Below are 22809 nucleotides of genomic sequence, written 5' to 3'. Positions count from 1 at the left end.
CGGGCCCATGACCACCACGGATTACACGGCATTCGTATCCGCGCTCGCCGGCGAGGGGCAGCCGATGGCGGCCTATGCGGCGCTGGAAGCGCTGACGCAGGCACTGGTCGGGGTGAAGCTTTTCACCATCATGACGAGCGACACGACGACCCGCGTGGCCGAGCGGGTCTATTCCAATATGCCGGAGCAATATCCGGTCTCCGGCACGAAGCCCTATAACGAGACGCACTGGTCCGACATCACGCTGACGCAGCAGAAGACCTTCGTGGCGAATACGATCGAGGAGATCGCTGAGGTGTTCGGCGACTACGAACTCATCGATTCCCTCGGCTGCCAGTCGGTGATCAACGTGCCGATCGTCGTCGGGGGAACCGTGATCGGCACCATCAATTGCCTGCACGAGGCGGGTTTCTATACGCCCGAACGCGTTGCGGCCGCCGAGGCGCTGAAGATGCCCGGCGCCGTCTGCATGCTGCTCGCCGCGGGCGGGGGAAGCGACAGCGAGAACATCGCGGTCGTTTGAGCCGGGCGTTACCCTGTTCTCCGTTCAGGCGTCCGGCTGCTGGATCGATTGCAGCAGCGTCTCGCGCGCCGAGCGCAGGTGCTGCCGGCAGGCGTGCGCGACCGTTGCGGGGTCGCGGGTTTTCAGTGCCGCGATGTAGTCCAGATGTTCTTCCACCGCCCGTGCATTGCGCTCGCGGTCATTGGCCTTGTTCCACTGGTAGTGATAGTGGAAGACGATGGTGATGATGTCGTAGAAATCGATGATGAAGCGATTGCTCGACGAGCGATGCACCAGAAGATGGAAGCGTTCGTCGAGCTCGGAGAAATCGCGATAGCGCGTGTCGATGTTCGCCAGCATGTCGCGATGAAGCACCTCCATCTCGTCGAGATCCCGCCAGGCCGGATGATCCCCGGGCAAGGCCGCGAAGCCGGCGGCGGAGCGAAGCTCGAACATCTCGCGGATCTCGGTCAGTTCCAGCGCGAAGTCGCGGGTGAAGCCTTTCAGCACCCAATGGCTGTTCGGCCGCTTTTCGATCAGCCCGAAACGGCTGAAGCGGATGAGGAATTCGCGCACGCTGGTCGTACCCGTGCCGATGTCGCGGGCAAGCTCCAGCTCGTTGATCTGCATGCCGGGCTCGGCACCACCGGCCAGAATCCGCCGCATGAAGCTCCGCTCGATGATCTCCGCGAGTGAACTCGTTTCTTCCGCGGAGAAGAAATCGGACGGCTGCGGCGCGCGCAGCATGGCCTTGGTGCGTTTGTCCCAGGCGATGATCTCCAGCTCTTTCAGGCGCGCGAGAATGGCCCGCACGGTCGTGCGGCTGACGCCCAGCGACGTGCCGAGTTCGAGCTCCGAGGGCAGCGCCTCTGTCTCCGCGATGAGGGTCAGACACCGGTTGAAGGCGTCCTTGAAGACGGTATTCTGTTTCGCCATTCGCATCCCCGGGGACGCTGGGCAGGCCTGTCCCTGCCGGCCGTCGCCCTGTCCTCCCGCTCGCATAATACAAGTTGACGGAAAACTGTCTATTGTAGATAAAATGACAAACAGCGGATCCGATAGACGCGTAATCACATTACCGGAACGGCGCGGTCTCGATCCCGACAGCAGACAGTCAGACGGAAGATGATGCGATGAAGACGCGTAAGATCGGCACGACAGACCTCGCCGTCACGGAATACAGCTTCGGCACCGCGCCGCTGGGCGGAATGTATCGCACCTGCCCGCGCGAGACGGCGATGGAGACGCTGGAAGCGGCCTGGGATTCCGGCATGCGCTTTTTCGATACGGCACCCTGGTACGGCTTTGGCCTGGCCGAGCGGCGGGTCGGCGATTTCCTGCGCGACAAGCCGTCCGGCAGCTATGTCCTGTCCACCAAGGTCGGCCGGCTGCTGCGTCCGGTCGCCGACGACAAGGTTCCCGATTTCGGCTTCATCGATCCACTGCCCTTCGAGACGGATTACGACTATTCCTATGACGGCATCATGCGCTCGGTGGAGTTCAGCTACGCCCGAACCGGCCTCAACCGGCTCGATATCCTGTTCGTTCACGATATCGGCGTTTACACCCACGGTGCGGAACGCAACGCGGTCTACCTCCGGCAATTGCTCGATAGCGGCCTGAAAGCGCTGGATGCGTTGAAATCGAGCGGCGCCATCACCGCCTATGGTCTCGGGGTCAACGAGGTTCCCGTCTGCCTCGACGTGATGCGTGCGGCAGACCTCGACTGCATTCTCCTGGCCGGGCGCTATACGCTGCTCGACCGGACGGCCGTTTCCGAGCTGCTGCCGCTGTGCGCCGAGAAAAAGACATCGCTGGTCGTGGGCGGCGTCTTCAACTCCGGCATCCTCGCGACGGGGGCCGTCGAGGGCGCGCATTTCGATTACGGGCCGGCATCGCCGGAGGTCCTCGAAAAGGTGGCAGCCATGGAGACGATCGCCGCATCGCAAGGTGTGCCGATCGCGGCGCCGGCCATGCAGTTTCCGCTGCAGAACCCTCTGGTCGCCTCCGTGCTGCTCGGTACCGCCAAGCCTTCCAGCCTGACGCGCAACATGGCACTGGAAGCCCACCGGTTGCAGCCCGAGGACTTCGCGCCCTACGACGCGCAGACGCTCGTCGCACCGCCGCTGGGCACGGAAGCCGTTCGCGTTTGATGGGCGATCGACAGGGCTGGGGAGGGCTCCGTCTGCCGTGAGGATGCCGGTTGCAACTTGATCGGTCTTGGGTTAGCGTCCAGACCATAATATGTTTTTTATAGATAAAGATCGTATCGCCGCGTCTTCGGTACGGTTGGAGGAGAACGGAACAAGACGTTGTTGGAGGAGAACAACACCATGACACTGCTGAACCATATTCTGTCGCGTCGCGCCTTTGCGCGCCGGTCGCTGGCAAGCGTTGCCGGCGCGGCCGTCATCGCCACGATGATGCCGATGGGCGCCTTTGCCCAGGATGTCACCATTCCGATCATCGTCAAGGACACGACCTCGTTCTACTGGCAGATCGTTCTCGCCGGCGCGCGTGCTGCCGGCAAGGACCTCGGCGTCAACGTGCCCGAGCTCGGCGCACAGGCCGAGACCGACGTGAACGGCCAGATCAGCATTCTGGAGAATGCCGTTGCCGGCAGCCCCGCTGCGATCGTCATTTCGCCGACGGAGTTCAAGGCGCTCGGTAAGCCGGTCGACGAGGCCGCCAAGGCGGTTCCGATCATCGGCATCGATTCCGGCGCGGATTCCAAGGCCTTCAGCTCGTTCCTGACCACCGACAACGTTCAGGGCGGGCGGATCGCCGCCGATGGCCTGGCGGCGGCCATCAAGGAAGCGACCGGCAAGGACGAGGGCGAGATCGCCATCATCACCAACACGCCCGGCGCCGGCTCGCTGGAGCAGCGCAAGGAAGGCTTCCTCGACCAGATCAAGTCCAAATATCCGGGCCTCAAGGTCGTTGCCGACAAATATGCCGACGGGCAGGCCTCGACCGGTCTCAACATCATGACCGACCTCATCACCGCCAATCCGAACCTCGTCGGCGTCTTCGCCTCCAACCTGATCATGGCGCAGGGCGTCGGCCAGGCGATTGCCGAAAACAAGCTGGGCGAGAAGGTGAAGGTCATCGGCTTCGACAGCGACGAGAAGACCGTCGGCTTCCTGAAGGAAGGCGTGCTTGCCGGTCTGGTGGTTCAGGACCCCTATCGCATGGGCTATGACGGCATCAAGACCGCGCTCGCCGTCTCCAAGAAGGAGAAGGTCGAGGCGACTGTCGATACCGGCGCGAACCTCGTCACCAAGGCCAACATGGCCGATCCGAAGATCGACGCCCTTCTCAATCCCAAGATCAACTGACGATCAGGGGCGGCAGGTCGCGGCGAAAGCGGAACCCTGCCGTCCATCGACCGACATGGTCGCGGCGCTCCTCGTTTGCGCGAGGGCGCCGCGCCCCTGCGCGACCTTTGGAGGAAAGCCGAATGACCGGATTGAACGATGTGAGCCACCGGCATGACGCGGAGGTCGAGGCGCTTTCGGGCGGGCCGGTCGCCAAGGGCGCACCCATCCTCGAACTGCGCGGCCTGCACAAGCGGTATGGGACGGTGGAAGCGCTGCGGCCGGCATCCATCACCTTTCTGTCCGGCGAAATTCACGCCATCGTCGGCGAGAACGGCGCCGGCAAATCGACGCTGATCAAGCTCCTGACCGGCGTCATCCGGCGCACGTCCGGCGACATCGTGTGGTGCGGCCAGCCCGTGCCGCTGTCCGACCCGAACGAAGCCATTTCGCGCGGCATCAATGCCGTGCACCAGGAGGTCGTGCTCTGCCCGCATCTGACGGTCGCGGCCAATATGTTCCTCGGCGACGAGATGAACCGGCGCGGTCTGATGCGCAAGCGCGCGATGACGGATGCCGCCCAGGCGGTGCTAAACGATCTCGGCTTCAACCTGCCGGCCGGCGCGCTGCTCTCGGATCTCACGATCGGCCAGCAGCAGCTGGTCGCCACCGCCCGCGCCGCCATGCGGGGGACCCAATTCCTCATCTTCGACGAGCCGACCGCCTATCTCACGCGCCAGGAATCGGCGCAGCTCTTCCGACTGATCCGCCGCCTGCAGGCGCAGGGCGTCACCATCGTCTATATCAGCCACCGCATGGAGGAAGTGTTCGAGCTGGCCGACCGCGTATCGGTGCTGCGCGACGGCACCCATGTCGGCACGCGCCTGATCGGCGAGACGAACGATGCCGAGCTGATCTCCATGATGATCAACCGCTCGATCGAGCAGATCTACCACAAGGAAACGCTGCCGATCGGCAAGCCGATCGTGGAAACGCGCGGCCTGTCCGGCCCGGGCTTCCAGGATATCTCGCTGACGGTGCGCGCCGGCGAAATCGTCGGTCTCTACGGGCTGATCGGCGCCGGGCGCAGCGAGTTCGCGCTCGGTCTCTACGGGCGCGAGAAGGTCACGGCCGGCGAGATCCTGTTCGAGGGGAAGACGGTCGATATCCGCAACGAGCGCGTCGCGATGGATCTCGGCATCGCGCTCGCGCCCGAAAGCCGCCGCGACCAGGGCCTCTGCCTCAACCTGCCGATCGGCCTCAACATCAACCTGCCGGTGTTCGACCGGCTGTCGAGCGGCCTGACGATCAATCGCAAACGCGAGATCGCCAATGCCGACAAGCAGATCGGCGACCTGAAGATCAAGACGCCGACGCGGCGGGTTCTCGCATCGGCCATGTCCGGCGGCAACCAGCAGAAGATCGTCATTGGCAAGTGGCTGAGCCATGGGGCCAAGCTGTTCATCTTCGATGAACCGACCGTCGGCGTGGATGTCGGCACGAAGGCCGAGATCTACCGGCTGTTTTCGAAGCTTCTGGAAGAGGGCGCGGGCATCATCCTGATCTCGTCCTATTTGCCGGAAGTCTACGAACTCGCCGATACGCTGCACGTGTTCCGACAGGGCCGGCTGGTGGCGAGCCACGCCTATCGCACCGCGTCCCACGAGGATGTGCTGACGCAGGCGATCGGCGTCTAACCAAGATAAGGACCGGAAATGACGATGGGTGGAGGACAATCATGAGCGTAGAGACCACGACCGAGGCGGCACCGGTGCCGAAGAAGGGCATGAACATCCTGTTCGGCCTGACGCTTCTCGGGCTCCTCCTGTTTCTCTGGCTTCTTCTGGGCCTGTCGACCAACAGCTTCTGGACATCCAACAATATTAGCAACCTGCTGCGGCAGGGTGCCATGACGGCCATTCTCGCGGTCGGGCAGACCTTCGTCATCATCACCGCCGGCATCGATCTCTCGGTCGGCGCGGTTGTCGGCTTTTCCAGCGTGACCATTGCGTGGCTGTTGGCGCATGGCGTGCCGCTCTGGCCCGCGATCGGTATCACGCTTCTCGTCGGCGTTTTCATCGGTGCCTTCCACGCCTTCGGCATCGTGCGCATGGGCCTGCCCGCTTTCATCATCACGCTCGCGACCCTGACGTCGCTGCGCGGCATCGGCCTGCTGATCACCAACGGCTCGACCATCTCCATCACGGACGAGAGCTTCGCCAACTTCTCCCGTGCGGATTTTCTCGGCGTGCCCAGTCTCTTCTGGATGGTGATCGTAGTGGCGATCCCGGCCTTCGTCTTCCTGCATCTCAGCCGCTGGGGGCGCTATCTCTTCGCCGTCGGGTCCAACCGGGAAGCGGCCCGCCTCTCGGGCGTCAATGTCGAGCGCACGATCTACCTCGCCTATATCCTGTCTTCGACCTGCGCGGCCTTCGTCGGCATTCTGCTCGCCTCACGCATCGGCATCGGCAATGCCACGCAGGCGGAGGGCTGGGAGCTGCAGGCGATCGCCTCCTCCGTCATCGGCGGCACCAGCCTTTTCGGGGCGGTCGGTTCCGTCCACGGGCCGCTGCTCGGCGCCTTCATTCTGGCGACCATCAACAATGGCGCGAACCTGTTGAACCTCAATTCGTTCTGGCAGCGGATCATCACCGGCGCCCTGATCATCATCATCGTCTATTTCGACCAGTTGCGCCGCTGCGGCTCGCGTTGAGCCACGCCGGCCTGTTACCTCTCCGCCTCCGCGATTCGCGCGAGCAGCATGGCGGCGGCGGACGCGATGGGGGCGATGACCGGCGCCGAGACGTGCCGCTGCAGCGCGGAGGCCGCGCGGCCGAGGGGACCGCCACCGATGATGACGGCCTCCGCGCCGTCCTGATCCAGCGACTGGCGGACCGCAATCGCCAGCGCCGCGTATAGTCGGTCCGGATCGCTGGTGAGATGCAGCGGATCCCCGGGCGTCAGCCGCGTCCCCGTGAAGCGATCGGCCAGGCCGAGCGCTGCGGCCTTGTCCGCGAAGCTCCCGACGAGATCGGGCGTCACCGTGGCGATACCGAACCTGCGGCCGCCGGCTGCGGCCTCCAGCATGCTCGCCTCGCAGATACCGACCACGGGAATGTCGATCCGGGAGCGCAGCGCGTCGAGACCGGGATCGCCGAAAGCGCAGACGATCAGGCCATCCGCGGTCTTAGCCGCTGATAGGCCCATCTCCACGACACCGGCGACCGAGGCTTCGAGCTGCACCGGATCGACGATCATCGGCACGCCAATGCTCGCGGTGATGCCTTCCACGCTCACATGAGATGGAAGCGCGGCGCGAACGAGATCCGTCATCATGACCGTGGTGGCGGCCGACGTGTTGGGATTGATGACGACGATATGCTTCATGCTTGGGTCGATCGTCTCTATTCTGTTGTCGCCTCAATCATAGAGCAGGCAGGCAACCTGCCCGGCACGTTCGGACGTTCCCGCGGCCCCGACCAGCGGCGGCACCACGGCTCGACAGGGCGCCATGACATCTGCGCAGCGCGGCGCAAACGCGCAGCCCGGGGGCATGTCGGCGAGATCCGGCGGTGCGCCGGGGATGGTGATCAGCCGGTCGCGGCCATCGGCAAGCTCGACGCGCGCACCGAGCAGGCCTTTCGTATAGGGATGCTTCGGGTTGCGGATGATATCGCTCGCCGTGCCTTCCTCGACGATACGCCCGGCATACATGACCGCGATCCGGTCCGCGACCTCGGCGGCAACGCCGATATCGTGGGTGACGAAGATCACCGACAGGCCGTATTCCTTCTGCAACTCGCGGATCAGCAGCAGGATCTGGATCTGTACGGTCGCGTCCAGCGCCGTCGTCGGCTCGTCGGCCAGCAGCACCTTCGGATTGCAGGCGAGCGCCATGGCGATCATCGCGCGCTGCAGCATGCCGCCGGACATTTCGTGCGGATAGTTCTGCAGGCGTCGCTGCGGCGAGGGAATGCGGACCTTCTCGAACAGCGCCAGCGCCCGTGCGGCGGCTTGCGCTCTCGAAACCCGCTCGTGGCGCATGATCGTCTCCTCGATCTGGCGGCCGAGCGTGTAGACCGGATCGAGTGCCAGGCGCGGTTCCTGAAACACCATGGACACGACGACGCCCCGCAGATTGCCGAGGTCCCGCGTCGAGAGCCCCGTCACATCGCGACCGGCCACCGACATCGAGCCTTCGATGGTGGTGCCCTTGGGGTGCATGCGCAGCAGCGAGCGCATGGTCACGCTCTTGCCGGAACCGGACTCGCCGAGCAGGGCCACCACCTCGCCGGCCCGGACCTTCAGGCTCACGCCGTTCACGGCCTTGACCGGCTTGCGGCCACGATGGAACGTGACGGAAAGATTGTCGATGTCGATCATGGTGTCGGGCATCGTATCGGTCATGCCAATGTCTCCCCGAGGCTGGGCGCACGGCTGTGGCCGGAGCCGGGAACGGCCATGAGACAGGCCGCGGATTGCTCGGCGGACAGGCTGGCGAGCGGCGGCATCGTGCGGCTGCAGACGTCTTCCACGAACTGGCAGCGCGTGTGGAACCGACAGCCGCTCGGCGGGTCGATCGGGTTTGGCGGATCGCCGGACAGCGGTGGTTCCGTCGTCCGCTCGGACGGGTCCATCTTCGGCATGGAGGCGAGAAGCGCTGCGGAATAGGGATGGCGCGCCTCGCCGAAAATGGCCGCGCGCGTGCCGATCTCCGCCACCTTGCCGAGATACATCACCATCACCCGGTCGCACATGAACTTCACGACGTTGAGGTCGTGGGAGATGAAGAGATAGGTCAGCCCGAAATCCCGCTTCAGGTCGAGCAGCAGGTTGAGAACCTGCGCCTCCACCGATTTGTCGAGCGCCGAAACGGCCTCGTCGAGAATGATCAGCCGCGGCTCGAGCGCGAGCGCGCGGGCGATGTTCACGCGCTGGCGCTGGCCGCCGGACAGCTCGTGCGGATAGCGGCCGGCAAAGCGGCCGGGCTCAAGCCCCACGCGGAACAGAAGGTCGTGGGCGCGGGCGATCGCCTTGGCCGCGGGCACGCCGTGCACCTGCGGAGCGAAGGCGATCGATTCCTCGATCGTCAGGCGCGGATTGAGCGAGGCATAGCTGTCCTGAAACACCATCTGCACCTGCCGGCGATATTGCGCGAGCGGCAGGGTTTCGCCCACCGTCTCGCCGTCGAACAGGAGATCGCCCTTGTCCCGGACGATGAGGTTCATGAGCAGGCGCGCCGTGGTGGACTTGCCGCAGCCGCTTTCGCCGACGACGCCCAGCGTCTCGCCCTTCAGAATGTCGAAATCGACGCCATCGACGGCCCGCACGACCTTCTTCGGCCCGAAGAAGCCGCTGCTCTTCACCGGGAAATGCTTCAGCAGGCCGCGCGCCGAGATCAGCGGCTGGGCCGGCCCGCCGCGCTCGCCGACGCCCGGATCCTGATTGTAGGGGGATACGACGGCACTCATGATTTCACATCCATGGCGGTGCGCAGACCGTCCGAGAAGAGGTTGAAGCAGACCGAGGTGATGAAGATCATCAGGCCCGGCAGGGCCGCGACGAGGGGATTGTTGTAGATCGCGGTTCTCAGCGTGTTCAGCATCAGGCCCCATTCCGCATCCGGCGGGCGCACGCCGAGGCCGAGGAAGGAAAGACCGGAGGCGAGGATCATGGAGACGGAAATGAGGCTGGTGGCAAAGACGAAGATGGGGCTGAGCACGTTGCCGAGGATGTGCACCCGGATGATCGTGCGCGCGGGCGCGCCGGAGGCGCGGGCGGCATCGACATAGTCGAGCTTGCGCACCTGCGTCGTCACGCTTTCGGCGACGCGCGCGATCTGCGGGATGAAGACGACGGTGAGCGACACCAGTGCATTGGTGAGCCCGGAGCCGAGCGCGCCGGACAGGGCGACCGCGAGGAGGACAGAGGGGAAGGCGTAGAACACGTCGATCGTGCGCATGATCAGCGTGTTCACGATGCCGCCGGCGTAACCGGCGATGATGCCGATGGCCGAGCCGATGACGAAGGCGATGGGTACCGGGATGACGCCCATGGTCAGCGACAGGCGCGCGCCATAGATCAGCCGGGAGAGCATGTCCCGTCCGAGTTCGTCCGTGCCGAGGATATAGCCGGGCGTGCCGATCGGCTTCAGGCGGCGGATGACGCTGCCTTTCGAGGGATCGTACGGCGCGATATAGGGCGCAAAGATCGCGATCAGCACGAGAAGGAGGACGACGGCCAGGGCCGTGAGCGCCACGGGATCACGACAGAGCCGGCGGACGACGCCGCTCCAGAAGCCGGGCGATTTGAGAATGAGCGACGCGGGCGCGACCATGTCTGCGGTGATGACGGCCATGGATCAGCTCCTCTGGATGCGCGGATCGATCGCGCTTTGCAGCACGTCCACGATGAGGTTGAGGAAGACGAAGAACAAGGCGAGCACCAGGATCGTGCCCTGCAGGATGGGCAGGTCACGGGTGAAGATCGCGCCGTTGAGGAGAAAGCCGGTGCCGGGCCAGGAAAACACCGTCTCGATCAGGATCGAGCCGCCGAGGAGATAGCCGAGCTGCAGGCCCATGACCGAGATGGCGGTGGGCGCGGCATTGCGGATGACGTGGCGCAGGATCTGTCCCGACATCAGGCCCTTGGCGGCCAGTGCCTGGGTGAAATCCTGCGACAGGATGTCGGCCACAAGCGAGCGGATGGTGCGCGCGATGATGCCCATAGGGATGACCGACATGGTGACCGCCGGCAGGATGAGATACTGCACATAGTCCCAGCTGAAGGCCCGCCCGTCGGAGCCGCCGGGGCCGCCGCCCATCGCCGGCAGCCAGCCGAGCGTGACCGAGAAGGCGATGACGAGCACCATCCCGAGCCAGTAGTGGGGAACGCTGACGCCGAGCATGGCGATCGCGGAGGCCAGCCGGTCGATCCAGCCGCCCCGGAAGACGCCGGCGACGAAGCCGAGCACCGAGCCGATGGTAAAGCCGATCAGCGTCGCGGCGACCGCGAGGATGATCGAATTGACAGAGGCATCGAGGATCTCGCTGAGGACCGGCCGGCCCGTGGCAATGGAGACGCCGAGGTCGCCATGCAGCGTGCGCCAGGCCCAGAGCCCGTATTGTACCGGCAGGGGTTGGTCGAGCCCGTAGAAGACGCGCATCTGCATCTGCTGTTCGGCCGAGGCGTCAGACGGCAGAATGGCGGCCAGCGGATCGCCCGGCGCGATATGGATCAGGAGGAAGCAGACGATACTCACGCCGATCGCAACGGGAATGACGTGCAGCAGTCTCTTCAGGGCATAAGCCAGCATGCTGTTCTCGATATGCTAAGGTCTCGTGATATCCGGCTGCGCGAGCCGACCGGTCGCGCAGCCGTGTTCAGATGACGGGTGTCAGGGATCGACGCTGATGGTCGAGAAATCCTGGAACCAGTTCTGCGCCTGCACGAAACCCTTGACCTTCTCCGTCATCGCCCGCGGATTGACGTCGTGCGTGACCATCAGGAACAGGGCTTCGTTGACGTATTTCTCGTGGATCTGCTGCAGCACCTTGTTCTGTTCGGCGGGATCGAACGTGGTGCGCACCTTGGCGAACAGGTCGTCCATCTCGGGATCGCAATAATAGCCCCAGTTGGTGCCGGCCGGCGGCGCGAGGTTGCACTGCGACTGGCGGATGAGCGCCGTGAAGGGGTCCTGAATGAAGTAGCTGTAGTTGACCGCGGTCGCGCCCTTGGCGCTCGGATCCTTGGCGCCGGCGCGCCAGATGTTGATGACCGTGTTCCAGTCGGCGACTTCGAACTCAATATTGATGCCGATCTCGGCGAGCGTCTGCTGGATGTATTCGTTCATCTGCAGCGGCAGCATCTGTCCGGAGCCGGACGAGGAGATGACGACCTTGGTCGTGATCGGCTTGTCGGGACCGTAGCCCGCTTCCGCCATCAGCTTCTTGGCTTCCTCGACATTGTAGCTCAGCTTGAAGGTCGGATTGCCGAACCAGGGGCTGCCGGGCGGCAGGTAGCCCTGCGCCGGGATCGACAGGCCGCCCAGAAGCTCGTTCAGGCCCTCGCGATCGACGGCAAGGTTTGCCGCCTTGCGCACGCGGATGTCATTCCAGGGGGAGCCCTCGACGCGCGAAAGGTGCCAGGTCCAGTTGTGCGGATAGGAGTTCGTGACGATCTTGAAGCCGGCATCCCGCAGGGATGCGACGGAGTCGGGCGCCGGCGCCTCGATCCAGTCGACTTGGCCCGAGCGCAGCGCCGCCACGCGGGTGTTGGGCTCGGGCAGCGGGATCAGCACGAGCTTGTCGAGCTTGGGAATTCGCGCCTTGTCCCAGTAGGCGGCATTCGGCGTCAGCTCGGCGCGCTCGCGCGGCGTGAAGCCGTTTTCGAGCTTCCAGGGGCCGGTGCCGGACGGCTTCTGCGCCACCGCATCCCAGTTCTTGCCCTGCGCTTCCCAGTTGGCGGGCGAGGACATCAGGATCCAGCTGATCTGGTAGGGAAGCGTCGCATCCGGCGTCTTGGTGACGATCTCGACGGTCAGGGGATCGATCACCTTGTAGGAAGCGACGGCCGGGATGCGCGACTTGCCCTGCGCGGACTGGCGCTTGTCGAACTGCGGCGCATCCGTCTTCAGAAGCTTGTCAAGGTTCCAGACGACGGCGTCGGCATCGAAGCTGCTGCCATCGTGGAATTTCACGCCGTCGCGCAGCTTGAACGTCCACTTGGTCTTGTCGTTCGCATCGACGTCCCAGGAGGTCGCAAGGCTCGGAATAAGCGTCGCAGCCTTGTCGGCGCTCGAAAGGTCCCATTCGATCAACGCGTTGTAGAGCGTGTAGCCCATGACGCGCTGGCCTTCGCCGCCCTGGTCCGTCTGCCCCGTCGTCAGCGGAATGTCCGACGCGGTCATGCCGATGCGCAGGGTACCGGCGGCCCAGGCGCTGCCGGCCGATGCGGCTGCCAGCGCCAGTGCGGCGGACCCGGCGATCATCGCGCTCCGGACGCTTTCAAGGATCGGACGGCTGCGGAAGATGGATCTGGAATTCGACGTCATTCTGTTCCCTCATTTGCGATTCCGAGCATTTGCTCAGTCGAGGGAGGTAAAGCAGGTTTCGTGCCAGATACGCTGACGCGTCCGTCTTCCCGTCATCCGTGAGCAGGTTTGGACGAGGAGCGGGGGGTCGGCTCTGACGGGATGGAATCTCCGCGCGCATCGCGATCCGAAGCGTGCCGCCGTGCGGGACGGTTCGTCATGATGAATTAAGAGGCAACTGCACGGCGAGACAACCCCGCTGTGGCTGCGGCGGGGTTGTCTCGTCTTTGCTCATCCGTGCGATGTCTTCAGGAGGCCGAGCGCAGATAGTCCACCAGTGTCCTCGGCTTGCTCGAGACCGACTTGTCGCGCATCTTGGGGGTGCGCTTGGCGACGTAGCGGGGGCGGTAGACCTTGAAATCCTGCAGGGCGGTGAAGGTCTTGCCGTAGTTGACCTTCAGCGCGCTCAGCGCGCGACCGTTCTTCGCGCGGGCTGCGAGAACGGCAAGCCCGACCACACCGCCTTCCGTCGGCTGCCACTCGACCGAGTCCGCAAACCATGTCTTCGCCGCCGCCTTGTCATTGCCGGCAAGGTACTTCCAGCCGAGCGCCTGCGCGCCGAGCGCGGACTTCTGCGACGTCACCGTCTCCTCAAACAGGGCATTCTCGGTTTCGCCGAGCGCGAGGGCCGGCTTGTCGGCGGTCAGGACGCTCGACACGATCTCGATATACTGGCGCGCGACATCCGGCGACATCTTGATGTAGTGGCGGGCAAGCTTCAGGGCATCCTCGGTCTTGTCCATCTGCCGCAGTGTCAGGATCAGGCCTTCGATGCTCTTCGGGTCGCGCTTGAACTTGGTTGCCTGCAGGAACCAGGCATTCGCCGTCGTCCATTCCTTCTGCGAATAGAAGTACCAGCCGACGAGGTTCGCGTCCTCGACGGAGGCATTGCGCTGGATGAAATCGACGAAGCGCGTGATTTCCTCGTTTGCCGGCATCTCGGAGAAGTCGCCATGCTCGATGAACGCGCCGATCTGGCGGCGGATGCCGTCGAAGCCGAGGTTCTCGAACTCGGGATGGCCATCCTGCGTGGTGCGCCCGAGGGCCAGAAGCGAGGTGAAGCCGACCGGCGGGATGAGGAGGGATGCCTTCTGCACCGTGGACAGGCGCATGATGGGGTCGTCGCAGCTCGACAGGATGTAGCGGTAAACGTCGAAGGCGTCGGCGTAGTTGCGCAGGCGCGCAAAGGCTTCCGCGACGTTCCACTGCACCTGCATCTCGCCGCAGACCATGAGGGAGGGCAGGCCCTGCGCGGTCGAGATCACATCCTTCCAACGGCTCTGCGCCATGGCGCTGTCGATGAGGCTGCGCGCTTCGCCCAGTTGCAGCTTGGTCATCAGGTCTTCGGACGGCTGCCATTTCGGATTGACGCTCTGGGCGCGGGCGATGCCGGCGCGCACGGCGGCATAGTTGCCGGTGGCGTAGATGTTCCACAATGGCTGCTCATCCACCTGGGAGACCGGCGTGAACAGGTCCTTCGGCGGCTGCCAGTCGGGATAGAGATCCTTCAGACGGCGCAGCTCGGCACCGACGCGCTTCAGGTCGCGCGTCGAGGCGTAGTAGCGCAGGGCGGAGATATCCACCGATGTGGCGGAGGCCGGCTGTGCCGACGCCGCTTCGGCTGCAGGCCCGGTAGCGGCCGCGAAGGGATTTGCGACCGCCGGGGTGGACGCGCCGCGGGGCTCGGCAGCCGGCAGAGCGGCGGGGAGCGCGACGGCGACGCTTGTCGCCACCGGCGCAGACGCGGCCTGACGCAGGAACGGGTTGTCGCCGGGCGCAGCCTGAGGGTTGACGGCCACACGGTCGGCGGCCGGTGCGATGCTCGCCGCCGGCGGCGCGAAAGCTGCGTTTGCAGCCGATACGGCGGAAGACGAGACCGCGCCCGGAACCGGCGCCAGCAGCGGATCGCTCGCATCGCGTTTCGACGCGTCGTTTGCGGGTGCCGTCAGCGCCCACGACATTTCCTGCGCCTGCAGCTCCGAATCGCCGTTCTGGAACGTCTTCGAAACGAGGCCGGGGTTCAGCAGGAGCACGGCGGTTGCTGCGAGCAGCGAGAACTTCAGTTTTGACTTGGAAGACATGATGCATACCTCTCGGAGATGGCGATGATGCTCAGGAGATGGAGCGTGGATGGGTAATATTCGGTCGGCTCGAAGGGCGGCAGGCTGAAAGCCGGGCCCGCTCTGCCGAGACCGCAGGACAGAAGCGCGCTGACGGCGCGGTAACCGGGGTCCGGCATGGCCGTCATGGCGGTGGCCGTTGCCAGATCCATGACATGCATGACGTTCTCGCCGTTCTCGTTCCAGCGCTGCTGCACGCCCGTCAGGAGCGACAGCGGCGCGCCGCCGGACCAGGCCGTGTAGAGCGGAACCCGAACCGCCTCGTAGCCGAAGGTGGCGGCGAAGGCCGGCGCCGGCTGCGGGTGCTCCCCCCGGAGCGAGAGCCAGTCGGCGGGCAGATGACTGCTGCCGAAGCGGCCCTTTTCGAGCAGCGCCCTGCCGCTGGCGACGAGGTCTGTCGCCGGGAACGACGGATCGATGCGCCCCAGCTCCTCGATCGCAGGGAAGATCCAGTAGGACAGGTTGACGACGATGCCCGGCTGCTCGGTGCTGCCGCCAAAGCCCTGTGCGGCGGGAAGCAGAAGCGTTCCGTAGGTCGAATCCGTGACCGTCGCCTTTCTGGTCAGATCCTTCAGGATCCGGCGCGCATCGACGGCAAAGGCCGGCTCGCGCCACCGCGTGGCGGCCCGCGACAGCGCCCAGGCGATCAGCAGGTCGCCGTCGGAGGCATTGTTCGTATCGGCGACCGGCAATGCCGTGTCCGGGCTCCAGCGCCAGGCCGAGAGCGCATCGCCGCGGACCTGCAGGTGTTCCTTCGTCCAGGCCCAGAGCGCGTCGAAGGCTTCGCGGTCGTCCGCGGCGACGGCGATCAGCATGCCGTAGCCCTGGCCTTCGCTGTGCGAGACGTTGCCGTTCGACCGATCGATGACGCGCCCGTTTTCCACGAAGACGGATTTGTAGAGCCACCAGGCGCCGGCGATGTAGTCGGCGGGGAGGATGGCTGTCGCCGCTTTGATGCGGCTGGTCTTGCCCGCCGCCAGGCCGCTCGATGGCAGCAGGGCGGAGAGCAGGACGGTCATGGCGGCCGTCAGGCTCCATGTGACCAGGGCGAGCGGCTTAGCCATGATTGCGGCGTCCGGTCGTCAGAACCATGTAGGTGCCGAGGCCGAGAAGGATGGCCGCCGTCAGCAGCGCGAAGATGTAGACGGTGGCATTGTTGGCCAGCCAGCTCGCCGTCACCAGGCGCATGTTGGACAAGCTGAACGGCTGCGTCTGGTAGAGCGTCTGGTTGGTTGCCAGCTGCTGGTCGAGCCTGATCCCCGTTTCGGAAAACGCCTGGACCGATCCGCCGAGCGTATTCCAGACGTTCAGATCCGTCAGCACGTCCGTGCCCGCCACGATGCCGCTCGCACTCTTGGACGCGACCACCGTCCACAGCCCGCCGTTGCCGCCGGCATTCTGCGCGATCACCAGCGTGGTCTGCGCCGTGGGGGCAAACGCTTCCGGCTTGATCTCGTCACCCAGAATGGCGCGCAGCGGCGCGAGGTTTAGCTTGGAAAGCTCGGAGGCGGCCTTGCTGCGGATGGCCTGCAGCATCTCCGCCGAGCGTTCGACCGGGGCGGCAAGGAAGCTGCCGGCCGTCTGCGAGAGGTCTACCGCCGTGCCGACGACGCTCGTCGTCATCTGGCGCTGCATGTCGCTCTGCGGCCCGAAATTCTCCAGCGCCGCGACTTCGTATGGCGAGGCTGCCGCCCCTGCCATGTTGCGGATGTTGACGAAATCGAGGTTCATGCGGCTGACGAGTTCGGAAGGCAGCGTGTCGTATCCGCCGAACGCGATGAGGTTGGCCGTGTCCATGGCCGGCAGCAGCGAGGTGTACTGCATCGGCTTCACCTGGCCGGATGCGTAGGCCATCTTGGCGACGAAGGTCGCTGCGGCATCCATGCTCTGGGCATTGTAGTTCGGCACGAGCAGCGTGGTCGCAGCGCCCGTATCGCCTTCCACCGGGGCGGGAAGGCCCGAGGTCAGGGCGGCGATATCCGGATAGCGGCCGACGCGGGCATAGTTCGGAATATCGAGGTAGGAATTGCCGTCGAGGGAGAGGCGCGCCGTCGATGTTGCCTTGTCGACGGACTCGCAGGCGGCGTCCAGCTTGGAGGGCAGGCGCGCCTCGATCTGCAGCGTGTTCTGGCCCGGACGCAGCGCCGTGAACGGGATCGGCAGGCGCTGGTCGCGAATGGCGCCGCCGAGCGGCGAGCTCAGCGGGATATTGGCCACGACCTTGTCGTTCGCCTTGACGGTCAGCACCGCATCCGGCGACAGCCCGCCGACATAGAGCGCATTGAGGTGGAAGCTCATGCTCGAATAGGCGCCGGGATAGAAGTCCGACGGCATGGTGAAATTGACCTTCGACTGCATGAACCGGCCGTCGAACGGCTTGGCCGTCAGGCCGAGATCCGACAGTGTGACCTTTTCACCGGGAACGAGAAGCCGGCCTTTCATATTCGTCAGCGCGGCCAGCCCCTCGGGTGTGCCGACGGGACGTTCGCGTGTCGCCTGCTGGACGAACTGCTGCGTCTTCGCGTCGAGATCGGCAGTGTCGAGGCCGGAAATGATCAGGCGCTTGCGCTCGGGCGTCGCACCGGCCGCGACGATGGCCGCCTCGCCGGAGGTGAGACCCTGTGCGCCGGCGCCGAGCAGGGCGGCGATATCCTTGAAGACGCCGACATAGATGTCGATGCCGGCACCCGTGCCGGGCGTTGCGCCGAATTCGACCTGGGGATGATTGAGGTTGCCGGCGATGGCGAGCGCCTGCACCACGTTCAGCGCGCGGTCATAGTCCGCCATCTGCGCGCCCTTGGGCAGGATGACGCGCAGGTTGGTGCGGCCTTCCCGGGTGCCGGCAAGCGGCATCAGGTCGATCATGGTGAGGTTGCCCGCCTCGGACGAGGGGAAGACGAAGCCGCTCTGCGCCGGATCAATCTTGGTCCAGAGCTCGTAGGTCGCCTCGACGCTGCAATCGACACGATGCCGGTGGCTGGCGGCGATGGCGACCGCATTGTAGCCCGGCTGGATGATGCCGGCCGGTATGTCGAAGGTGACCCGGCGCGGATCCCCGGCCGTGAGGCTTGTGGCACCGATCTCCCGGCCATTGATCTGGATGGTGAGGTTCGACCGCTCCGGCGCGGCGGAAATGGCGGTCTGGAGCGTCAGCACCAGGCGCGATGCGCTCGACGCCTCGTCGGGCCGGGCGAAGAAGGAAAGCTTGCGGCTCGCAAATTCGCCGTCGAAGAACAGGTCGTAGGGGCTCGCCGCAATCTTGCGCAGCGTGCCGCCGACATCGGCAAGCGGCGCCGGCGCTGTGGCCGTTGACGGCGTGTTGAAGCGGAAGGGCGCAGGTGCCGCCGCCGGCTGGCCCGGTGCCTGCCCGAGCGTCTGGGCAAGGGCCGTGCTGGAGAGGCCGGCCAGGAGAAGGGACGGAAGGAGCGCGAGGGCGAGCGTGGATGACTTGAACATGATGTTTTCCTCTGGCTTTCCGGTCACGCGGCTTCGACGACAGGTTGCGGCTTTTCGGCAGTCGGACGGCGGCGGCGGCTTGTCCTCTCCGACGTCGATTTCGACGACAGACCGGCCGTGATGGCGAGGAAGGGGCTGAAGATGGCCCAGCGGATCAGCGTCAGCAGAGCGACGGGGTAGGACCGGCGCTTCTGGCGCCCGTCGCGCAGGGCGCGCGGCAGGTCGAGATCGGCGAGCATGAGGCTGGCAATGGCCGGGAAGTGGCAGGCTTCCGCGTCGAGTTCGATCACGAAGCTGCGGTGATCGCTGCCGGACGGCTTGCCGATGAAGACGGGCACCGAGGGCAGGATGACGTGTGCAGGGGGATCGACGAGAAGCAGGCGACCATAGTCTCCGGCCCGCAGCGGGGTCGACATGCTCTTCTTCAGTTCGACGATCGCCTTTTCCGAGGAGATCTGGCGGATGGTGACGGGCACGGTCTGGTTGCCCACTTCCAGCTCCGCGGTCCGGGCCGAGGGAAGGCTGATGCCGTCCGCGTCGTTCGGCTGTTCGGTGACGATGCCGAGGGCAGCGCCGGCGATGATCAGGTTGAGCAGGTTCCAGGCGCCGGTGATGATGATCAGGTCGCCGAGCGCCGGCTCCGTCTGGTAGCGGTAGATCGCATAGGACAGGACCATGCCGAGACCGGCGAAGATGGCGAAGAACGGCCAGGCGAGGTTGGACAGCTGGCGCTGGTTCAGCGACACGCCCTTGTCGGTCACGTTGAAGGTCGGCTTGCGCGGATTGAAGATGACGCTGACGATGGCCCGGACCAGGAAGACGGACTGGACATATTCGTAGAGCTCGGAAATCCAGGGCCAACGCATCTGGCCGTAGAGGTAGTTGCGCAGGATCTCGGACGCGATCAGGTAGGTGACCGTATAGGCCAGGAAGTCTTCGGCCGACGCGTTAAAGATCTTCAGGTTGAACAGGATGAAGAGAATGGGTGCGACGAGGAAGGCGGTGCGCACGAAGGGGAAGAGCCAGAAGAAACAGCTCGACATGTAGCTCAGGCGCTGGGGAAGCGTCAGTCCCTGCTTGAAGAGCGGATTCTTCAGGATGAGGATCTGGATCATGCCCCGGCACCAGCGCGAGCGCTGTCCGATGAAGCTGGCGAAGGTCTCCGGCTGCAGCCCGGTGATGAGCGGCTTGTCGACATAGAGGCTGTTCCAGCCGCGCGAGTGCAGCTCCAGCGCCGTCTCGCAATCCTCGGTGATCGTGATCCCGGAGAAGCCGCCGACCTCATCGAGCGCTTCGCGCCGAAGGACGGCTGCGGAGCCGCAGAAGAAGGAGGCGTTCCAGCGATCCAGACCCTTCTGGATCATGGTGTAGAACATCTCGTTCTCGGCCGGCATGTGCTTGTAGGTGCCGAGATTGCGCTCGACCGGGTCCGGATTGGCGAAGAAATGCGGTGTCTGGACCAGGAAGAGATCCGGATCGTCGCTGAAATGGCCGACGGTTTCGCGCAGGAAGGCACGTTCGGGTGCGTGGTCGGCATCGAAGACGGCGATCAGATCGCCGGAGGTGCGTTCCATCCCGGCATTCAGGTTGCCGGCCTTGGCATGCACGTTCTGGGCCCGCGTCATGTAGTGAACGCCGAGATCGAGACAGAGCGTCCGCAGCGCCTGACCGCGGTCGATGGCGGCCTGGGCGGTTTCCGGATCGCTGCTGTTGCGCTTCTGGTCGGTGCCGCCGTCGTCGAGCAGGTAGACGGTGAACTTGTCGGACGGGTAATCCATGCCTGCGGCTGCAGCGAGCGTCAGCGAGAGGATCTCGGCGCTTTCGTTGTAGGAGGGCACGAACACGTCGACGGTCGGGAGTTCCTCGTCTGACAGCTGGCGAGCGCGGGGGCGCTCGACCGGATCGGCGACGACGAACACGCTGATGAAGAACATGAAGATGCAGAACATCTCGGCGACGTAAAGCAGCATTCCGGGAATGAACGACATCAGGTCGTCGATCGGCGGAAGCGTGCTGGTCGTGCGCCAGTATGCGTAACGCAGGACGATGATGCTTGCGGTCGCCAGCGCAATATAGCGCAGCGGCCCTGCTTTATTGAAGCGCGTAATAACGAATAGAAAGCCGATCGTCAGGGCGGAGACAAGCAATTGTACGTCAGCGCCGACTGGCTGAAGCACAAATGCAAATATTGCCGCCGCGGACGTGATCCATATGAAGAGAGATAATATACGCATGACAATAACATCCTCTGGTTTACAAATTAGTAAGTAAGTTATGACTAAAAACGGGTCAATATTTAAAAATTGATTCAATGTTTCATCTGTGACAACTTTAGTAAGTAAACTGAACATTAATTGTCTGTTTACCCTCGATTTTCGTGGTTATCCGAGAGATGCAGCATTTTATGGTTGTGTTTCGTTATTACAATCCCGCAAAGCGGGAGAATGAATGTTAGAGTTCAGTAAATATGCATGGTTAAAAACAGCGGGATTTCGGCACGATTTCCCGTTTCCAGGCCGCTGAACGGCGCGTCGGGAAAGGCTTGGCCGATGACGGCGTTCTTGGCCGCAGGACGGGGTGTGTTGCCGGCGGTTTCGCGGGCACTCTTGCAAGCCGTAGCGCGCGCGGAGAGAGGCGGCGTATCCCTGGCTTGAGGCGGTTCGTTTTACGGCAGCAGCATCCGCTGACCGCATTGGGATGGATGTCGCCCGAGGGCGATGCCCAGACAGCATCGTGCAACCGCATCGCTCGGTTCGAACGGACCCTGTGCGACTGACGGCTTCCCTGTCAAAACATGTGACGCCCCACTCATGGCGGGGCGCTCCGGGCCGGTGGCGGCCTGATCGGGTCGATGCGGGCCGGGCGCTGCGCCCGGCCGGTCGCTCAGCCGTGTGCGATCATGATGTGGCGCACGGCGGTGTAATCTTCGAGCGCATAGACCGAGAGATCCTTGCCATAGCCCGACTGCTTGAGGCCGCCATGCGGCATCTCGTTGACGAGTGCGAAGTGGGTATTGATCCAGGTGCAGCCGTATTGCAGCCGGCCGGCGGTCTGCATCGCGCGCGAAATATCCTTCGACCAGACGGAGGAGGCGAGGCCGTAATCGCTGTCGTTCGCCCAGGTCACCGCCTGTTCGGGCTCCTTGAAGCGGGTGACGGAGACGACCGGGCCGAACACCTCGCGACGAACGATCTCGTCGTCCTGCAGCGCCCCTGCGATGACGGTCGGCTGGAAGAAGAAGCCGTCGCCCGGTCCGCGCCCGCCGCCGGTCGTGACCTCCATATGCCGTGCCTCGTTGGTGCGCTCGACGAAGCTCGACACACGGTCGCGCTGGCGGGCGGAAATCAGCGGGCCGATCTCGTTGTCCGCATCTGTTTCCGAGCCGAAGGTGATGCTGGAGACGGCGGCGGTGAGGTCGGCGACCAGCTTGTCGTAAATGCCGTCCTGCGCATAGATGCGGCAGGCGGCCGTGCAGTCCTGCCCGGCATTGTAGAAGCCGAAGGTGCGGATACCGGCGACGACGGCCTCGAGGTCCGCATCGTCATAGACGATGACGGGCGCCTTGCCGCCGAGTTCCAGATGCGTCCGCTTGACGGTCTTGGCCGCCGCGGTCAGCACTTTCTTGCCGGTCGCGATATCGCCGGTGATCGAGACCATCGCGATCTTCGGATGGTTGATCAGCGCATTGCCGACGGTGTCGCCGCGGCCGAGGATGATGTTGACGACGCCTTCCGGCAGGATGTCGGCCAGCAGCCGCGCCATCTTCAGCGCGGTCAGCGGCGTCTGTTCGGAGGGCTTGAAGACGACGGTGTTGCCGCCTGCCAGCGCCGGCGCGAGCTTCCAGGCCATCATCATCAGCGGGTAGTTCCAGGGTGCGATGGAGCCGACGACGCCGATCGCATCGCGCCGGATCATCGAGGTGTGACCGGGCAGATATTCGCCGGCCACGGGGCCGTTGAGCATACGGATGGCGCCGGCGAAGAAGCGCCAGCAGTCCACGATCGCCGGGATCTCGTCGTTGCGCACGGCGTGCAGCGGCTTGCCGCAGTTCAGCGCTTCGAGGCTTGCGAAACCGTCCGCGTCCCGCTCGATCGCATCGGCAATGCGCAGCAGATAGGTCGAGCGCTCGGCCGGCGTCGTGCGCGACCATGTGGCGAAGGCGCGTTCGGCGGCCTCCACGGCCGCATCGATCTGCCCGTGCGACGCCTCGGCGAGCCCGAGGATCTTCGCCCCGGTCTTCGGGTTGAGGATCTGCTCTTCCGCCTCGGTGCCGGGCTCGAAGCGGGCGCCGATCAAAAGGTCCGTGTCCATGGTCGATCTCCT

At 64.6% G+C, this 22809-nt stretch carries 17 protein-coding genes; 5 read left to right on the top strand and 12 right to left on the bottom strand.

What is annotated here, in order from left to right; translation table 11 throughout:
* The first annotated feature begins 7 nt into the window (after positions 1-7).
* Entirely contained in the window at positions 8-523 is a 516-nt protein-coding gene (locus LRX75_RS03010) for a GAF domain-containing protein (RefSeq protein ID WP_231811737.1), read from the top strand.
* 24 nt (positions 524-547) lie between these two features.
* Here LRX75_RS03010 and LRX75_RS03005 read toward each other — a convergent pair whose 3' ends face one another.
* Positions 548-1438: a GntR family transcriptional regulator gene (locus LRX75_RS03005; RefSeq protein ID WP_231811735.1), complete on the bottom strand. Its 891-nt coding sequence runs from the start codon at positions 1436-1438 to the stop codon at positions 548-550.
* A 197-nt stretch (positions 1439-1635) separates the two neighbouring features.
* On the opposite strand from LRX75_RS03005, the gene LRX75_RS03000 reads away from it, so the two are divergent.
* From LRX75_RS03000 to LRX75_RS02985, 4 genes are all read left to right on the top strand, one after another.
* Positions 1636-2655 (top strand): aldo/keto reductase, encoded by a 1020-nt coding sequence (locus LRX75_RS03000; RefSeq protein WP_231811733.1) that lies wholly within the window; start codon positions 1636-1638, stop codon positions 2653-2655.
* A 180-nt stretch (positions 2656-2835) separates the two neighbouring features.
* Positions 2836-3840, top strand: coding sequence for an ABC transporter substrate-binding protein (locus LRX75_RS02995; protein WP_110737295.1), 1005 nt, complete (start codon positions 2836-2838; stop codon positions 3838-3840).
* 122 nt (positions 3841-3962) lie between these two features.
* A complete protein-coding gene (locus LRX75_RS02990; protein WP_113151367.1) occupies positions 3963-5516 on the top strand; it encodes a sugar ABC transporter ATP-binding protein in 1554 nt (517 codons plus the stop codon).
* 41 nt (positions 5517-5557) lie between these two features.
* A complete protein-coding gene (locus LRX75_RS02985) occupies positions 5558-6532 on the top strand; it encodes an ABC transporter permease (protein WP_231811732.1) in 975 nt (324 codons plus the stop codon).
* Between the two features lie 14 nt (positions 6533-6546).
* On the opposite strand, the gene LRX75_RS02980 is transcribed toward LRX75_RS02985, so the two are convergent.
* The 11 genes from LRX75_RS02980 to LRX75_RS02930 all read right to left on the bottom strand — a co-directional run bounded on the left by LRX75_RS02980 (position 6547) and on the right by LRX75_RS02930 (position 22797).
* Positions 6547-7206 (bottom strand): aspartate/glutamate racemase family protein, encoded by a 660-nt coding sequence (locus LRX75_RS02980; protein WP_231811730.1) that lies wholly within the window; start codon positions 7204-7206, stop codon positions 6547-6549.
* A 33-nt stretch (positions 7207-7239) separates the two neighbouring features.
* A complete protein-coding gene (locus tag LRX75_RS02975) occupies positions 7240-8226 on the bottom strand; it encodes an ABC transporter ATP-binding protein (RefSeq protein WP_231811728.1) in 987 nt (328 codons plus the stop codon).
* Positions 8223-9290, bottom strand: a complete 1068-nt coding sequence (locus tag LRX75_RS02970) for an ABC transporter ATP-binding protein (protein ID WP_231811726.1) — start codon at positions 9288-9290, stop codon at positions 8223-8225. Before LRX75_RS02970 ends, LRX75_RS02975 begins: the two co-directional genes overlap by 4 nt.
* On the bottom strand, positions 9287-10177 hold the full coding sequence (locus tag LRX75_RS02965; protein WP_231811725.1) for an ABC transporter permease: 891 nt from the start codon (positions 10175-10177) through the stop codon (positions 9287-9289). Before LRX75_RS02965 ends, LRX75_RS02970 begins: the two co-directional genes overlap by 4 nt.
* A 3-nt stretch (positions 10178-10180) precedes the next feature.
* Positions 10181-11134: an ABC transporter permease gene (locus LRX75_RS02960; RefSeq protein ID WP_231811724.1), complete on the bottom strand. Its 954-nt coding sequence runs from the start codon at positions 11132-11134 to the stop codon at positions 10181-10183.
* A gap of 81 nt (positions 11135-11215) precedes the next feature.
* Complete coding sequence (locus tag LRX75_RS02955) at positions 11216-12808, bottom strand: ABC transporter substrate-binding protein (protein WP_231811982.1); 1593 nt, start codon at positions 12806-12808, stop codon at positions 11216-11218.
* Positions 12809-13158: 350 nt separating this feature from the next.
* A complete protein-coding gene (locus LRX75_RS02950; protein ID WP_231811723.1) occupies positions 13159-14991 on the bottom strand; it encodes a hypothetical protein in 1833 nt (610 codons plus the stop codon).
* Complete coding sequence (locus tag LRX75_RS02945) at positions 14970-16094, bottom strand: family 8 glycosyl hydrolase (RefSeq protein ID WP_231811722.1); 1125 nt, start codon at positions 16092-16094, stop codon at positions 14970-14972. Before LRX75_RS02945 ends, LRX75_RS02950 begins: the two co-directional genes overlap by 22 nt.
* A complete protein-coding gene (locus LRX75_RS02940; protein ID WP_231811721.1) occupies positions 16087-18486 on the bottom strand; it encodes a cellulose biosynthesis cyclic di-GMP-binding regulatory protein BcsB in 2400 nt (799 codons plus the stop codon). Before LRX75_RS02940 ends, LRX75_RS02945 begins: the two co-directional genes overlap by 8 nt.
* A gap of 23 nt (positions 18487-18509) precedes the next feature.
* Positions 18510-20720 carry a UDP-forming cellulose synthase catalytic subunit gene (gene bcsA / locus LRX75_RS02935; RefSeq protein WP_231811720.1) on the bottom strand — a complete coding sequence of 737 codons (2211 nt, stop codon included), beginning with the start codon at positions 20718-20720 and terminating at the stop codon, positions 18510-18512.
* 649 nt (positions 20721-21369) lie between these two features.
* Positions 21370-22797 carry a gamma-aminobutyraldehyde dehydrogenase gene (locus tag LRX75_RS02930; protein ID WP_231811719.1) on the bottom strand — a complete coding sequence of 476 codons (1428 nt, stop codon included), beginning with the start codon at positions 22795-22797 and terminating at the stop codon, positions 21370-21372.
* Positions 22798-22809: the final 12 nt, after the last annotated feature.

Source organism: Rhizobium quercicola, from assembly GCF_021168455.1.
In the GTDB taxonomy this organism is placed as follows: domain Bacteria; phylum Pseudomonadota; class Alphaproteobacteria; order Rhizobiales; family Rhizobiaceae; genus Ferranicluibacter; species Ferranicluibacter quercicola.
Note: the sequence above shows the minus strand (reverse complement) of the source record. Positions and strands in the feature narration are given on the sequence as shown.

Excerpts from the sequence above, each read along its gene's own strand:
- LRX75_RS03010 (WP_231811737.1), top strand. The coding sequence starts at position 8 with ATGACCACCACGGATTACACGGCATTCGTATCCGCGCTCGCCGGCGAG.
- LRX75_RS03005 (WP_231811735.1), bottom strand. The coding sequence starts at position 1,438 with ATGGCGAAACAGAATACCGTCTTCAAGGACGCCTTCAACCGGTGTCTG.
- LRX75_RS03000 (WP_231811733.1), top strand. The coding sequence starts at position 1,636 with ATGAAGACGCGTAAGATCGGCACGACAGACCTCGCCGTCACGGAATAC.
- LRX75_RS02995 (WP_110737295.1), top strand. The coding sequence starts at position 2,836 with ATGACACTGCTGAACCATATTCTGTCGCGTCGCGCCTTTGCGCGCCGG.
- LRX75_RS02990 (WP_113151367.1), top strand. The coding sequence starts at position 3,963 with ATGACCGGATTGAACGATGTGAGCCACCGGCATGACGCGGAGGTCGAG.
- LRX75_RS02985 (WP_231811732.1), top strand. The coding sequence starts at position 5,558 with ATGAGCGTAGAGACCACGACCGAGGCGGCACCGGTGCCGAAGAAGGGC.
- LRX75_RS02980 (WP_231811730.1), bottom strand. The coding sequence starts at position 7,206 with ATGAAGCATATCGTCGTCATCAATCCCAACACGTCGGCCGCCACCACG.
- LRX75_RS02975 (WP_231811728.1), bottom strand. The coding sequence starts at position 8,226 with ATGACCGATACGATGCCCGACACCATGATCGACATCGACAATCTTTCC.
- LRX75_RS02970 (WP_231811726.1), bottom strand. The coding sequence starts at position 9,290 with ATGAGTGCCGTCGTATCCCCCTACAATCAGGATCCGGGCGTCGGCGAG.
- LRX75_RS02965 (WP_231811725.1), bottom strand. The coding sequence starts at position 10,177 with ATGGCCGTCATCACCGCAGACATGGTCGCGCCCGCGTCGCTCATTCTC.
- LRX75_RS02960 (WP_231811724.1), bottom strand. The coding sequence starts at position 11,134 with ATGCTGGCTTATGCCCTGAAGAGACTGCTGCACGTCATTCCCGTTGCG.
- LRX75_RS02955 (WP_231811982.1), bottom strand. The coding sequence starts at position 12,808 with ATGATCGCCGGGTCCGCCGCACTGGCGCTGGCAGCCGCATCGGCCGGC.
- LRX75_RS02950 (WP_231811723.1), bottom strand. The coding sequence starts at position 14,991 with ATGTCTTCCAAGTCAAAACTGAAGTTCTCGCTGCTCGCAGCAACCGCC.
- LRX75_RS02945 (WP_231811722.1), bottom strand. The coding sequence starts at position 16,094 with ATGGCTAAGCCGCTCGCCCTGGTCACATGGAGCCTGACGGCCGCCATG.
- LRX75_RS02940 (WP_231811721.1), bottom strand. The coding sequence starts at position 18,486 with ATGTTCAAGTCATCCACGCTCGCCCTCGCGCTCCTTCCGTCCCTTCTC.
- bcsA (WP_231811720.1), bottom strand. The coding sequence starts at position 20,720 with ATGCGTATATTATCTCTCTTCATATGGATCACGTCCGCGGCGGCAATA.
- LRX75_RS02930 (WP_231811719.1), bottom strand. The coding sequence starts at position 22,797 with ATGGACACGGACCTTTTGATCGGCGCCCGCTTCGAGCCCGGCACCGAG.